We start from the raw sequence: 14,145 nt of genomic DNA, 5'->3' as shown, positions 1-14,145 counted from the left end.
AAAGTAACTGGAAATACCAAAACATATCCAATAGATTTAGGTTTTAAATTTAAAAATTAATAAAGTACTGTGACAGAAATCCTAAGCGTCCGCAATCTCAGCAAAACATACCCTGCACAAGGGAAAACACTCTCCGTATTAAACGACATCAACTTCGAAATTCAACAGGGTTCTACTGTTTCCATTGTAGGGCCATCAGGTAGTGGTAAAACGACCCTCCTGGGCTTGTGCGCCGGCTTAGACCGGGCGAGCAGCGGCTCCGTAGTATTAAACGGGATAAAACTGGATGAGCTCAATGAAGACGAACGTGCTCGTGTGAGGAACCAACACGTGGGTTTCATATTCCAGAACTTTCAACTTCTACCGACACTCACCGCACTTGAAAACGTTATGGTACCACTTGAGTTAAGAGGTGAGCGGAATGTAAAAGCCAGCGCTTTAACTTTACTGGAGAAAGTTGGACTGGCAGCAAGGGGGCACCATTACCCTTCACAACTATCCGGTGGTGAGCAGCAACGTGTATCACTTGCACGTGCTTTCTCCAATAGTCCTAAGATACTTTTTGCCGATGAACCAACGGGAAACCTTGACACGGAGACTGGCCAGAAGGTAGAAAAGCTTCTCTTTGAGCTCAATCGAGATGCCGGAACGACCTTAATTCTGGTTACCCATGATCTGGAGCTCGCTTCGAAAACAAACAGAATCATACGCTTAAAAGGTGGCGCCATCTTAAACGATAGTCTGTAGCTATGGAAAACAAACCCTTGAACATTTCCTGGCTCTTTTTAATGGCCTGGCGCGACAGCCGGAAGAATAAAGCCCGCCTATTTCTATTCATCTCTTCTATGATCCTGGGCATTGCTGCCCTCGTGGCGATCTATGGCATAGGTGATAATTTAACCAAAGATATTGATCGCCAGGCAGCCACGCTTATCGGTGCGGACTTAGACGTGAGGACCAACAAATCTCCTGACTCTGCAGCAAGGAAATTTACGGACTCGCTTAGAAAGCAGGCGGATGCTTATAGTGAAGAACAAAGTTTTCCATCCATGATCCTGTTCATGAAGGGCGGTGGTACAAGGCTCGTTCAAATCAGAGCTTTAAGCGGCAATTTTCCATTTTATGGCGACATAGAGACTACCCCTAAATCCGCAGCCAAAACCTTTCGTGACAAACACGACGTGCTTGTAGATAAAACACTGATGTTGCAATACCAGGCAAATGTTGGTGATTCCGTGCAGATCGGGAAAGTAAACTTTAGAATTGCAGGTATTCTTAATCAGGCACCAGGTCAAACTGGTTTCTCAAGCACAATAGCACCTTCCGTGTTCATGCCTTTAAGGTACTTAAAGGCTACGAATCTGGCGCAGAAAGGCAGTAGAATTAATTACAATTTTTACTACAAACTGAAACCACAAACAGATGTGGATGCTATGGTCACCAGACTGACCCCTGCTTTTGAGCGCCACGATCTGGATCAGGACACCATAAAGTCGAAAAAAGAAAGCACAGGAAGGTCCTTTTCTGATGTTACGAAATTCCTCTCCTTGGTAGGGTTTATCGCCTTGCTCCTCGGGTGTATCGGTGTGGCCAGCGCCGTGCACATCTATGTAAAAGAGAAGATGCAGAGCATTGCCATCCTACGCTGTATGGGCTTAAGCTCCAAACAGGCATTCCTAATCTTTTTGATACAAATTACCATCATTGGTTTCATTGGCGCCGTTGCAGGTGCAGCGCTTGGCTCAATCATACAGCAAGTACTGCCTATTGTATTCAAAGATTTCCTTCCGCTGGAACTTCAGGTTACAATATCCTGGAAAGCCATCGGACAGGGCATTTTACTGGGTGTAATAATATCCATACTCTTCTCCCTATTACCGCTAATATCCATCAGGAAAGTATCACCGCTGAACACCATAAGAGTATCAGACCATACGGAATCTACAAGCAAGGATCCATGGCGCTGGTTTGTTTACTTGCTGATCTTTGGATTCATCACGTGCTTCGCAAGGTTGCAACTTGAAGGCTGGCGACAAACATTAGTTTTTTCCATTAGCCTTGTTATCGGCTTTATCGTACTTTATGGTGTTGCTGCAGCAAGCGTTTGGCTGATCCGAAAGTTTTTCCCTTCCTCCTGGAGCTATATCTGGAGACAGGGGTTATCTAATCTTTACCGGCCGAATAACCAGACAACTATCCTGGTTTTGTCTATCGGATTAGGAACAACATTCATCTGTACGTTATTCTTTGTACAGTCCATCCTGATGGATCGGATTACCTTATCAACAAGTGAGAACCAGCCAAACATGGTGATCTTCGATATTCAATCGAAACAGCGCGCAGCGATAACTGAACTTACCAAGTCTGAAGGACTCCCATTGATTCAAGAAGTGCCGATCGTGACCATGCGTTTGCAGGAAATCAACGGCGTGAATGCCATGGAGAATAAAAACGATTCTATACGCAAGTACTCCAACAGAGCTTACAATCGGGAATTGCGCGTTACGTTCCGAGATAGTCTTACATCAAGTGAAAGATTGATAGAAGGTAAATGGCAGGGACAAGCGCAAGATACAGCACATATTTCCCTGGAGCAGGGTTATGCAAAATCTGCACACCTCAGCATAGGAGATCGCTTGGTATTCAACGTGCAAGGGGTAATGGTGCCTGCAATTGTTGGTAGCATCCGGGAAGTGGATTGGAACAGGGTGCAAACGAACTTCCGCCTGGTCTTTCCGAAAGGCGTGATTGATGATGCACCTCAATTTCATGTGCTGGTTACCCGTGTACCCAATGCCGCAGCTTCAGCTGCCTTTCAGCAGAAAGTTGTTTCTACTTATCCAAATGTGTCCATCATCGATTTAGCACTTATATTAAATGTACTTGATGAGATCCTGAACAAGATCGGCTTCGTCATCCGCTTTATGGCGAGCTTCAGCATCATCACTGGATTGATCGTATTAATATCTTCTGTCTTGATCAGCAAATATCAACGTATGCAGGAGAGCGTTTTACTAAGAACTATTGGTGCCAGTAGTTTGCAGGTCTTTATGATCACAGCCTTGGAATACTTCTTCCTTGGGTCAATAGCTGCTTTTACAGGTATTGTTCTTGCCTTAATTGGAAACTGGGGATTAGCCAAATTTAGCTTTGAGGTACCATTTTCTCCAGACTGGTTAACCGTAGTGAGTATATTCTTCAGCATTTCCCTTTTAACCACCCTTATAGGTGTTCTAAATAGCAGATCAGCATTGAATAGACCTCCACTAGAGATCTTAAGAAAGAATGCTTAAGCGTGCCATTATAGCTAATGCGTTATAAACAACAAAAGCCTCATAAATGAGGCTTTTGTTGTTACCAGAAACGGTGTTCTGCGGAGAGGGCGGGATTCGAACCCGCGGTACCGTTGCCAGTACGACAGTTTAGCAAACTGTTCCTTTCGGCCACTCAGGCACCTCTCCTATTCGTCTTCGCTGTGTTTTGAAGAGGTTGCAAATATAGTAATTCAAACATCTTTGCAAAAAAAAATTACGTTGTTTGTGGATAATCTATGCGCACATGATAGATACTCATAAGCATTGTCTTGAATATCAGCTTAATAGTTTCCAGGTCTTTTAACGTTAAATCGCAATTATCTAGCTGCTTTTGTTCAAGTTTGTAGTCAATGATGCGTTCTACCAGGTCATTTATCCGCTGAGCGTCCGGATTTTTAAGACTTCTTGATGCTGCTTCCACCGAATCTGCAAGCATTAACACCCCTGTTTCCTTAGAAAATGGAATTGGTCCAGGGTATCGGAAGATGTTCTCATCCACAAATTTTTCCGGTGAATTCTTTAAAAAGCTCTGATAAAAGAAATCCACTCGAGTGTTTCCATGGTGCGTTCTAATGAAGTCAATCACACTCTCAGGGATTTGATGCTTCCTCGCGATCTCTATGCCCTTATGCACGTGCTTAATGATGATTTGTGCACTCTGTTCGTAAGGTAGCTTGTCATGCGGACTAACCCCAGTATTATTTTCAATGAAGTATTGCGGATTTTCTATTTTACCAATGTCGTGGTACAATGCACCGGCACGAACCAGTAATGCATTTCCACCAATTTTGAATATTGCCGCCTCCGCAAGATTCGCCACTTGCAGGGAGTGCTGAAAACTACCAGGTGCCTTAAACGCCAGCTCCCGAAGTAACTTGTTGTTTGTATTGGTCACTTCAATTAAAGCAACATCTGAAGTAATCCCGAACACACGCTCAAATGCATAAATCACTGGATATGCAATGAGTGATAGCAACACACTTACAACAAATGGCGCAAAGTTGATCCACTCTATCTCATCCACTGTACCTTCCCTAAGTAAGGCAACACCAACATAACAAATCAGGTAAGCAGATAAAATAAACAATGCGGAAAGCAGCAACTGCTCACGTTTAACTAAATTTCTAATGCTATAGATGGCTACCATCCCAGCGGTAGTTTGAAAGAATACAAATTCAAAGCTGTTGGGAACGAAGAACCCCGCGATTAGGATCACGAGCAAGTGCAGATACAACGCAAGTCGTGTATCAAATAGAATTCTGATGATGATCGGAACAATACAGAAAGGTATATAATACAAACTTGGAAGATTGATCTTAATCGCCCAGGTTAATGCCAGCAACATACAAATGATGACCAGTAGGATCAATGAAAGTTGCCTATTATCGGCAAAAATGTCCTTTCGGAACATATACAAGAACACCATCAGTAAGCTTACTATGAAACCAACTAAGATGAGCTGACCAAGAAAAACAAGCTTACTATCGCCTATGGTTTTGGTCTGCACCTCGTATGTTTCTTTGAAGGATTGCAGCTTTTGAAAAGTTTCATCATCAACAACATTACCGTTGGCAACAATGAGCTCCCCTTTCTGAACCATGCCTCGGGTGGTTGATAAGCTATTTATCGTGTTGGTCTGCACCACGGCCGTCATCTTCTCATCAAAAAGGATGTTGGGCTGCAGGTGATCTTCAACAAGATTGATGATCAACTCTCTGATCCGCAAATCCGTCACTTTGAAATTGGTACTGAAAAACTGAAGCGCCGTTGGAACTGTAAAAACATCCTGCGTGCTCACCACTTTTGAAACGTTATTGTTCAGCAATGCGAAGTCGTAAAACTTATTCCCCTGGAGATGCTTAGGCTGTGTGGCAATGATACCTTTCTGATATATCGACTTCAATAAACTCAAAGCACTCTCCCGGACGGCTTCCCGGTCTCGCTCATCAATAGTGCTTCCCCGCCATTTAACCTCAAACTCATTCAAAAAAGCATCTTCTATGACGTTAATCAAATCCGGATTATACCGGTAAATAGGCAATAAACTTTCTAAAGCATCTTTTTTATCGGTGCTGACTTCAGGCTCCGTTTTAAGGATAGCAAAGCTAAATGGAGAAATAAGATCCTTATTCATCCAAACTTTCCCTTTCTCGAACTCATACCTGAAACGGGGTTGTTTAGGCAAGAAAAAGGAGATTAACAACACCGTTAAAAGCATCATAACATACTTGATGTTATAGGAATACTTACGGTACAATACTTTATGTGAGTTCTTTTTGATTTTAGCCAAAATGATGAATTTGATTTATTCAAAATTAACACATTATAATCAATAATGATTTATAATCATGAAGCACAGCTTCAAACAGAAAAAGTCATCCCTTGGGAATGACTTTTTCTTTAAGCACTAAATGTGTTGTGGCTATTTGATTGCTATGAAGGTAACTTCTATGAGCGTTGGACCCCCTTCAATTGGATACCCAGCTACTTTGGTCCCTTTCAGGGTAATGGCTTTGTCCAGGTAATCTTGAAGTTGCACCTTAGAACTTCTTAAAGCATAGAGCGTATCAGCGGATTTCATCTTGTGAGATCCATATTGAAATGTCGTCATCCCTAATTCCTGGATGGTTCCAGTTAAGGTAACATCTTCGGAAGTGGGGTTATTTTTAACAGTACTACAGCTGCTTAAACCTGCAACTACAATTGACAATAAGATTAATGCTCTTTTCATATTCAGTAAACGACAACCGTATGGATTATGCTAAAAGCAGCCTGTATTTTAATCCATAGTCCTTAGAAAACTTTTGAGCGCCCTAAAGGCATACCTGGTACTGAAAGGAAATAAACAAGCCTGTTGATAACTTTTTTAGCATTATATTCTTTGTACTAATATTATTAGCATTAGTTTTGTGGTACAAAGTTTATGGCACAGGAGAAAACAAAGCAAGAAATTGTAGCCCAATTGCAAAAAGACATTCTTTTGCTACAAGGTTTCAAACCAAACCATGGAACTACGCAGTGCATTGGACTTGGCCCAATTGAAGCTGGATTCCCAAATGCAGTATTCCCTATCGCTGCAATCCACGAATTTTTATGCTCAACTCCGGAGATCGCTGCTTCAAGCCAGGGCTTCATCGCGGGGATCCTACAACAATTGATGCAGAATGATGGTACATGCATTTACATCAGTCAATCCAGAAGCCTTTTCCCAACGGCATTATTCGCATACGGAGTACAGCCCCATCAAATGATTTTTATAGATGTGGGCACTGAACGTGATGTATTGTGGGCAATGGAAGAAGCACTAAAATGCAAAGAACTCGCTGCTGTGATTGCCGAAGTCCGTGACATCTCATTCGCCCAATCCCGAAGATTGCAGCTCGCGCTCGAAAAAAGCCAGGTCACCGGATTTATTTTGCGCACAGCCGCAGATCGCATAGCCACTACAGCTTGTGTAGCACGCTGGCAAATAAAACCTATTCTCAGTGAACAAGTTGACGGATTACCAGGACTTGGCTTTCCCAGATGGCAGGTAGAATTGCTGCGTGTAAGAAATGGAAACCCTGGGGTATGGCAGCTGGAATGGAAAGCAGGACAATTTGCTGTTGTAACCGCGGCCGAAACTTCTGATGTACGAAGACGTAAAACAGGTTAATCATGCAACGCAGATTTTTATCTATATGGTTCCGCTACCTGGTTACGGATTGGCAAACGTTACGCAGACCTGCCCTAAAAGGATGTCCATTTGCATTTGCAAAACCGGAACGTGGGCGAAAGATTATTACGGCCATTAACCCTGAAGCAGCAGCTGAGGGTGTAACCCTGAACATGAATGTGGCAGACGCAAAAGCCATCTTTCCTGATCTGGAAATAATAGATACCAAACCTGGCCGCGAGGCCCGGTTGTTAAAAGGACTTGGTGAATGGTGTGTACGTTATGCACCAATTGTGGCAGTGGACTTACCCGATGGTTTGATTCTTGAAATTACAGGTTGTGCACACCTTTGGGGTGGTGAAGCGTCCTACCTTGAAGAGATTGTATCCCGATTGCAAAGTAAAGGCTATTACACACAAGCAGCTATTGCGGATACCATTGGTGCAGCATGGGCTAAAGTCCGTTTCGATAATACTGCTCCTATTGTGGAATCCGGAATGCAGGCCCATGCGCTGCTAAACTTTCCGCCCGCCAGCCTGCGACTGGAACCACAGGTCATAGAACGCTTACATAAATTAGGGCTCACCAAGCTGCACAGCTTTATCAACATGCCACATTCAGCTTTAAAAAGGCGCTTCGGTGATCATTTAATCAAGCGTATACGTCAAGCTTTAGGACAAGAAGAAGAATACCTTCAACCCATATGCATACCCGAACCATTTCAGGAACGTCTACCATGCCTTGAACCCATTCGCACGGCTGCTGGTATTGAAGTGGCCATCTTGCGCATGTTGGAAAGCCTTTGTGAGCGCCTTCAAAAAGAAGGTAAGGGCCTTCGAAAAGCGATTTTGACCTGCTATAGGGTCGATGGAAAAATAGAGCAGGTTTCTATCGGAACCAGTAAGGCTTCAAATCATAGCCCTCATTTGTTTAAACTACTGGAACTTCACATCTCTACCATCAGGCCGGGGTTTGGGATAGAACTTTTTACCTTAGATGCGACCCAGGTTGAAGATGCCCCGATCACACAAGAAGCGTTATGGGCTGGCAAACAAGGCCTGAATAATCAGGAAGTCGCAGAACTGCTCGATCGCCTTGCCGGTAAACTTGGGGCAAATGTCATCCATCGTTACCTGCCGGATGAACATTACTGGCCAGAGCGTTCCATCAAACTGGCCAGCGCACTGGATGAACAACCGGCTACAGCATGGGTCAAAGATCGTCCACGCCCAACCATGCTGTTAAAAACACCAGTCGTGATTGAAGTAACCGCCCCGGTACCCGATTACCCACCCATGTCATTCCGATACCAGGACAAAGTGCATTACGTGCGTAAATCAGACGGACCGGAAAGAATCGAGCGCGAATGGTGGGCGGATGCCGGAGAGCACCGCGATTATTATCAAGTAGAAGACGATCTGGGTCAGCGTTACTGGATCTTCAGATCTGGGCATTACGGCAGCGACACCCCTTCTCAATGGTACTTACATGGATTCTTTGCTTAACAAACATGAGTTATTCAGAACTTCAGATCACATCAAATTTTAGTTTCCTACGTGGTGCTTCACACCCCGAAGAACTTGTAGAACAAGCAGCAGCATTGGGCTATAAGAAGATCGCAATTACGGATCGAAACAGCTTAGCTGGCATTGTTCGGGCGTATGCGGCTTCAAAAGATAAAGCGCTCACCATCATTCCAGCCTGCCGATTAGACTTACTGGATGGCCCGAGCTTGCTGGCCTATCCCACTGATAAAGCCGCCTATAGCAGGCTTTCCGCACTACTTTCTAAAGGTAACCTTCGCACACAAAAAGGATCATGCCACCTCTATAAAAGTGATGTTTTTGAAAGTGCTGAAGGCATGAAATTCATCGTCATCCCACCAGATGCCCTGAATGCCCATTTTGATTTTGAGCCTGCCTTTGAGCAACAACTCCGGATCTATAAACATCACTTGGGTGATAACTTATATCTGGCAGGGAGTCGCAACTACCAGGGTGATGATCATAAAAAGCTACACCGGCTTGCACAACTTGCAGAGAAACTCGGTATACCGCTGGTAGCAACAAATGATGTGCATTACCATACTCACGAAAGAAGGGAACTGCAAGATATCCTAACCTGTGTGCGGGAAAAGTGTACCATACAGCAAGCGGGTTTTAAGCTACACGCCAATGCAGAGCGATATCTTAAGCCCATCACTGAAATGATACGCCTCTTTGCACAATACCCTGATGCGATCAGCCGCACACAAGAAATCGCTGATGCCTGTACATTTTCGTTAGCAGAGCTTCAATATGTATATCCAGACGAGATCACCTCCGAAGGCCGTTCAGCACAGGAAGAGCTGGAAATACTGACCTGGGAAGGTGCCCGGGAACGTTATAGCGCAATCGGAGAAATTCCTGAAAAAATCAGAACGGCCATAAACCACGAGTTGAAATTTATAGCTGAGATGGAGTATGCGCCTTACTTCCTCACGGTACATGACATTGTCCGTTTTGCCAGAAGTAAGGGCATCCTATGCCAGGGACGTGGGTCTGCTGCAAATTCTACCGTTTGCTATTGTCTTGGCATAACTTCCGTTGACCCCACAAAATTTGAGTTGTTGTTTGAACGCTTTATTTCCTCTGCCAGGAATGAGCCACCCGATATTGATGTTGACTTCGAACATGAACGCCGGGAGGAAGTTATTCAATACATATACACCAAGTATGGACGGGACCGTGCGGCAATAGTAGCAACAGTTACACAACAACATCAGAAAGGCGCCATTCGTGATGTTGGCAAAGTGATGGGTCTTTCGGTAGACACGATCAACCGACTTTCCGCTGCAGTCTGGGAGTTTACAGATGAATGGTTTGAAGAAGCCAGAATCGTTGAACAAGGACTTAACCCCAATGATCCCCACTTACGGAAAGTTTTACAGCTGACCGCCCAAATGTTGGGCTTCCCGCGACAATTGGGGCAGCATACTGGTGGGTTTGTGATTACCCAGGATAAGCTTAGTGACCTCTGCCCCATTCTTAATGCCCGGATGGAGGAACGAACAAACATAGAATGGAACAAAGATGATATTGATACGCTAGGTTTCTTGAAGATTGATGTATTAGGCCTCGGGATGCTGACCTGTATCCGAAAGGCATTCGATCTCGCAAAGCAGCATTACGATAAGGAATTCACTTTGGCAAACATCCCGCAGGATGATCAGAAGGTTTACGACATGATCAGTCGTGCCGACACCATCGGCGTATTTCAGATTGAGAGCCGAGCGCAACAAACCATGCTCCCACGTTTAAAGCCCAAGAACTTCTATGACCTGGTGATCGAAGTCGCCATTGTACGGCCTGGCCCAATTCAGGGTGATATGGTCCATCCATACTTAAGGAGGCGTAATGGTGAAGAACCAGTAGATTACCCCTCTGAAGAACTTAAAAGCATTTTGGAACGCACTAAAGGTGTACCGCTATTTCAGGAACAAGCCATGAAAATTGCCATTGTAGCAGCAGGATTCACTCCTGCAGAAGCAGATGAATTGCGCAGAAGCATGGCAACTTTCAAACTGAAAGGCCTGGTCTCCAAATTCGAGAAAAAGTTGATTACAGGGATGACGAACAAGGGTTACTCAGCCGATTTTGCAAAGCGCATATTCAAGCAGCTGGAAGGTTTTGGAAGCTATGGCTTCCCGGAAAGCCATGCTGCAAGTTTCGCTTTACTGGTCTATGTCTCCTCCTGGCTCAAATGTTATTATCCCGATGTATTTGCTGCTGCATTGCTAAACAGTATGCCGATGGGATTTTACCAGCCTGCTCAGGTCGTCATTGATGCACGGAACCATGGTGTTGATGTCAGATCCATAGATGTAAACTATTCCAGTTGGGACAATACCCTTGAAGAACAATCTGGCAAATCCAGAGCACTACGTTTGGGTTTTCGGCAAATCAAAGGCATTCGCGAAGAAGATATGGATGCCTTAATCAAAGCAAGGAAGCAGCATTTCACCAGTCTACCAGCACTTAGACATGCCGGCGTATCCCAGGCTACGCTGGAGAAACTTGCCGATGCCGATGCCTTTCGTTCTTTAGGCATGGACAGAAGAAAGGCTTTATGGGAGGTGTCTGCATTGCTCGATATGCCAATAGGGTTATTTGAAGGACAAACACAACAAGCACCATTAGAAGGTCAGATTGCCTTGCCATTCATGAGCCAGGCTGAACATGTGGTGCAAGATTACGCCTCCACAGCCTTGTCTTTGAAAGCGCATCCACTCAGCTTCACAAGAGATAAACTAAGATCATTAAATATCAAATCTTCCAAGGAACTCGCAGATTTGAGAGATGGCGAACTGGTTAAAGTAGCTGGATTGGTGTTGGTGCGACAGCGGCCGGGAACCGCCGGTGGCGTATGTTTTATCACTATTGAGGATGAAACTGGATTCTCAAACCTTGTCATATTCCAAGGACTATTCGAAACCTACAGGAAAGAAATACTAGGTGCAAAATTACTCATGGTGGAAGGGAAACTTCAAAGAGAAGGTGCGGTTACGCATGTGGTGGTAAAACGCTGCTTTGACCTGACCAGCTTGCTACTTCTAAATAAAAAGCAGGAAGCGAATAACAACGTTCAAGCGGAAAAAGTGGAAAGCAACAACTTCCCTGCTAAGAATAAACGTACGCAGATCAGGCAAAATGGAGATCAAACCGTTTTTCCGAATGCCAGGAACTTCAAATAAGATTTCTCATCTTTTTCCATACTTGTCATGCAGCCCCTCACCATTTAAAATCATTGGTAAGATCTGCTCCAAGCGTGCCAACTGCGTTTCAGCCCTTTTTGCCGAAGCAATGTGTTCTATGTAATCCTTCTGTTTATATGGAGGGAGCTGCTCAAAAGCCAACTTGAGCTTTGTATTGCTTTCAAGTGCCGCATCCAGCAAATCCGGCATTGCTGGACGGGGTAGCTTTTCTGGTTTGTGGCGCTTACCTGCATCTACAAGCGCCATTGCTTCCTTCACGTATTCCAAAATCAAATCAGCCACGATGTCTTCTTTATTGTAAAAACGCAATTGTCGCAATGCTTTTGTCTTCCCCTCCTGCGCATACTGTAATACCTGGTGCTCATCTTTCAGAAACACACCATTATAAAACCACAATGCTACATAATCCTTAAATCCAGCAATGCCAACCACGTTCTTCCCTTTATAGGTAAAGACATCAGTGCCCCACTTAATGGTACTGCTCAGGCCAGCTCTGGAGATGATATCGACCAGCAGGTCGAGTTCCGCCCGCCAACTATTCACCTTTTCCATGTGCCAGCACCTTTACAGTTACCATTAATTGTCCTACATGACGCATGGTATGCTCTGCACCATGCACCAGCAGCCCGATCACTGTTGAAGGCAGGCCTGCTCGTCCTACGCCCCGATAATCTGCTAATGTAGCCGGGTCAGTCGTCCTCAATTGCTCCATAGCTTGATCTACCTGCTTGCGGAAACGATCCAACAGTGTGCTTACCGTAAGTCCCTCCGGTATATCCTTGCCTTCTGCCTCTAGCTGTTCAAACTGAAAAGAATTAAGCTTTTCGCCACGTGCATATGTAAATACCCTGTCGAGCACCCCGCTAAGGTGCTGTAAATGGAAGCCAGCAGAAGCCATTCCCGCAAGCTTTACCCAAAGTAAGCGATCGGGAAAACTTTCAAGATACAATTCTACCTCTTCCCGGGCTTGTAACAGTGCATGCCCTACTGGCTGCAAGATCGGTGTAATCCCTGGCAGCGGCCCGCGTTGCCAAACCTCTAATTCCTGTGACATCTATATTTTAGTATTTAAATCCCTCTAGTACGACCTCCTATTGTAAACAGGATCCGCAAAATAAACCTCACAAAAAAAGCCTGCATCAATCGATGCAGGCTTTTCAGTATTATATCCTAATTAAGCAATCTCGTTCGCAGTCGAACCAGGATTTGCTTTTGTTCCTTTTTTGTCCAACAACTGATCAATACGTTTTACCACGTCATCTACATCAAACGGTTTGCTGATGTAATCGTCAGCGCTTGCCTGTGTACTAAGTTCTTTACTCCTTGGATTCGCTGACATCACGATCACTGGAATATGTTTGGTAAACATATCATTTTTAAGATCAGTACAAATCTCAATACCGTTACCGTCTGGAAGCATAACATCCACCAAAAACAAATCTGGCAAAGAATCTTTCAACTTACTTTTTAACTCACTGAATGAAGAAGATAATTGTAGCTCATATCCTTCATCCTTTAACAAATATTCTATAACATCTCTGATGTCACTGTCATCCTCAAGTACATGTATTCTTCTGATCATATTCGAAATTAACATTTTTATATTTTGTACACAACTATTTTGCCACAATTGCTAAAAGCGCGCATTAAGACGTTACATCCCCGATACCAGATTGCATAAATCAAAATGTAGCATTGAAATTCAGGCCGATACGATTTTGCTGGTAACCCGGAATAAGCGTATATGATGTTCCGGGTTTAGTTTTAAACAGCTTTTTAATCTCTGGGTACAACAGATATGCTGCCTTTGTAGACAGAATGCCGAAGCCCGCTCCAGCCACAACATCCCCAAACCAGTGTTTGTTATTTTTCAGGCGCAAAACACCCGTGGCTGTTGCAATAGTATAACCTGCGTAGCCATACCAGGGCGAAACATCTGCATACTCCTGCCTTAGGAATTCTGCAGATGCAAAAGCCGTGCTTGCATGGCCTGAAGGAAAGGAATGCTGATCTGATCCGTCCGGTCGAACATGCTGGGTCAGGCGCTTAGTTGTTTGCACCGACGCCCCCATGATCACCGTGGATAGTACGTACACCCCCGTCGCATCAACCAGACTGTTCTTTCCTTTGATGCCAACCAGATGCAAACCGTACACCATCGCTGCCGGGGTATACCTTAAAATATCGTCTGCCCTTTCTGATGGGTTTGGATTACTGCTGTGCAACCTTCGCTGTATGCTTTTGTCAAAATCATTTATGAAATTGTCACCCTTTGCGATAAAGCCATAGCCGATAAGTGCCGCAGGTATAATGAAGGGTTTTACGCCCACCTTCTCTTTTTTTGGAACACTATCAAGCTCTTGAGCAGACAGGCAAAATGGAAAGAACAGGACAAAGATCAGGGCAGAGATTTTATGCATACT

General features: G+C 44.4%; 11 protein-coding genes and 1 tRNA gene. 5 read left to right on the top strand and 7 right to left on the bottom strand.

From position 1 onward, the window contains the following. Positions 1-69: 69 nt before the first annotated feature. Together IEW69_RS06500 and IEW69_RS06495 are read left to right on the top strand one after the other, a co-directional pair. Positions 70-747 (top strand): ABC transporter ATP-binding protein, encoded by a 678-nt coding sequence (locus IEW69_RS06500; protein ID WP_188626016.1) that lies wholly within the window; start codon positions 70-72, stop codon positions 745-747. A 2-nt stretch (positions 748-749) separates the two neighbouring features. Then, positions 750-3,293, top strand: a complete 2,544-nt coding sequence (locus IEW69_RS06495; protein WP_188626015.1) for an ABC transporter permease — start codon at positions 750-752, stop codon at positions 3,291-3,293. An 81-nt stretch (positions 3,294-3,374) separates the two neighbouring features. On the opposite strand, the gene IEW69_RS06490 is transcribed toward IEW69_RS06495, so the two are convergent. From IEW69_RS06490 to IEW69_RS06480, 3 genes are all read right to left on the bottom strand, one after another. Beyond that, positions 3,375-3,461 (bottom strand) — tRNA-Ser (locus tag IEW69_RS06490). A gap of 67 nt (positions 3,462-3,528) precedes the next feature. Beyond that, positions 3,529-5,604 carry an HD family phosphohydrolase gene (locus tag IEW69_RS06485; RefSeq protein ID WP_373284095.1) on the bottom strand — a complete coding sequence of 692 codons (2,076 nt, stop codon included), beginning with the start codon at positions 5,602-5,604 and terminating at the stop codon, positions 3,529-3,531. Between the two features lie 132 nt (positions 5,605-5,736). After that, complete coding sequence (locus IEW69_RS06480) at positions 5,737-6,045, bottom strand: hypothetical protein (RefSeq protein WP_188626014.1); 309 nt, start codon at positions 6,043-6,045, stop codon at positions 5,737-5,739. Between the two features lie 192 nt (positions 6,046-6,237). On the opposite strand from IEW69_RS06480, the gene IEW69_RS06475 reads away from it, so the two are divergent. The 3 genes from IEW69_RS06475 to IEW69_RS06465 are packed head-to-tail and all read left to right on the top strand — an operon-like array spanning position 6,238 to position 11,701. Continuing rightward, positions 6,238-6,969 (top strand): ImuA family protein, encoded by a 732-nt coding sequence (locus IEW69_RS06475; protein WP_188626013.1) that lies wholly within the window; start codon positions 6,238-6,240, stop codon positions 6,967-6,969. Between the two features lie 2 nt (positions 6,970-6,971). After that, positions 6,972-8,474, top strand: a complete 1,503-nt coding sequence (locus IEW69_RS06470) for a Y-family DNA polymerase (RefSeq protein ID WP_188626012.1) — start codon at positions 6,972-6,974, stop codon at positions 8,472-8,474. Positions 8,475-8,479: 5 nt separating this feature from the next. Continuing rightward, positions 8,480-11,701, top strand: coding sequence for an error-prone DNA polymerase (locus tag IEW69_RS06465; protein ID WP_188626011.1), 3,222 nt, complete (start codon positions 8,480-8,482; stop codon positions 11,699-11,701). 6 nt (positions 11,702-11,707) lie between these two features. On the opposite strand, the gene IEW69_RS06460 is transcribed toward IEW69_RS06465, so the two are convergent. The 4 genes from IEW69_RS06460 to IEW69_RS06445 all read right to left on the bottom strand — a co-directional run bounded on the left by IEW69_RS06460 (position 11,708) and on the right by IEW69_RS06445 (position 14,142). Next, entirely contained in the window at positions 11,708-12,274 is a 567-nt protein-coding gene (locus tag IEW69_RS06460; protein WP_188626010.1) for a YdeI/OmpD-associated family protein, read from the bottom strand. Further along, positions 12,258-12,776: a DinB family protein gene (locus IEW69_RS06455; protein WP_188626009.1), complete on the bottom strand. Its 519-nt coding sequence runs from the start codon at positions 12,774-12,776 to the stop codon at positions 12,258-12,260. Before IEW69_RS06455 ends, IEW69_RS06460 begins: the two co-directional genes overlap by 17 nt. Before the next feature lie 120 nt (positions 12,777-12,896). Next, positions 12,897-13,319 carry a response regulator transcription factor gene (locus IEW69_RS06450; RefSeq protein WP_229663539.1) on the bottom strand — a complete coding sequence of 141 codons (423 nt, stop codon included), beginning with the start codon at positions 13,317-13,319 and terminating at the stop codon, positions 12,897-12,899. An 85-nt stretch (positions 13,320-13,404) separates the two neighbouring features. Continuing rightward, entirely contained in the window at positions 13,405-14,142 is a 738-nt protein-coding gene (locus IEW69_RS06445) for a phosphatase PAP2 family protein (protein WP_188626008.1), read from the bottom strand. Positions 14,143-14,145 lie beyond the last annotated feature (3 nt).

It is taken from the genome of Pedobacter quisquiliarum, from assembly GCF_014642175.1.
GTDB lineage: Bacteria > Bacteroidota > Bacteroidia > Sphingobacteriales > Sphingobacteriaceae > Pedobacter > Pedobacter quisquiliarum.
This window is presented reverse-complemented; position numbering and strand designations above follow the sequence as displayed.

Bases quoted from the DNA above. Each gene is read 5' to 3' on its own strand.
- IEW69_RS06460 (WP_188626010.1), bottom strand. From the start codon at position 12,274: ATGGAAAAGGTGAATAGTTGGCGGGCGGAACTCGACCTGCTGGTCGAT.
- IEW69_RS06475 (WP_188626013.1), top strand. From the start codon at position 6,238: ATGGCACAGGAGAAAACAAAGCAAGAAATTGTAGCCCAATTGCAAAAA.
- IEW69_RS06465 (WP_188626011.1), top strand. From the start codon at position 8,480: ATGAGTTATTCAGAACTTCAGATCACATCAAATTTTAGTTTCCTACGT.
- IEW69_RS06495 (WP_188626015.1), top strand. From the start codon at position 750: ATGGAAAACAAACCCTTGAACATTTCCTGGCTCTTTTTAATGGCCTGG.
- IEW69_RS06455 (WP_188626009.1), bottom strand. From the start codon at position 12,776: ATGTCACAGGAATTAGAGGTTTGGCAACGCGGGCCGCTGCCAGGGATT.
- IEW69_RS06470 (WP_188626012.1), top strand. From the start codon at position 6,972: ATGCAACGCAGATTTTTATCTATATGGTTCCGCTACCTGGTTACGGAT.
- IEW69_RS06480 (WP_188626014.1), bottom strand. From the start codon at position 6,045: ATGAAAAGAGCATTAATCTTATTGTCAATTGTAGTTGCAGGTTTAAGC.
- IEW69_RS06450 (WP_229663539.1), bottom strand. From the start codon at position 13,319: ATGTTAATTTCGAATATGATCAGAAGAATACATGTACTTGAGGATGAC.
- IEW69_RS06445 (WP_188626008.1), bottom strand. From the start codon at position 14,142: ATGCATAAAATCTCTGCCCTGATCTTTGTCCTGTTCTTTCCATTTTGC.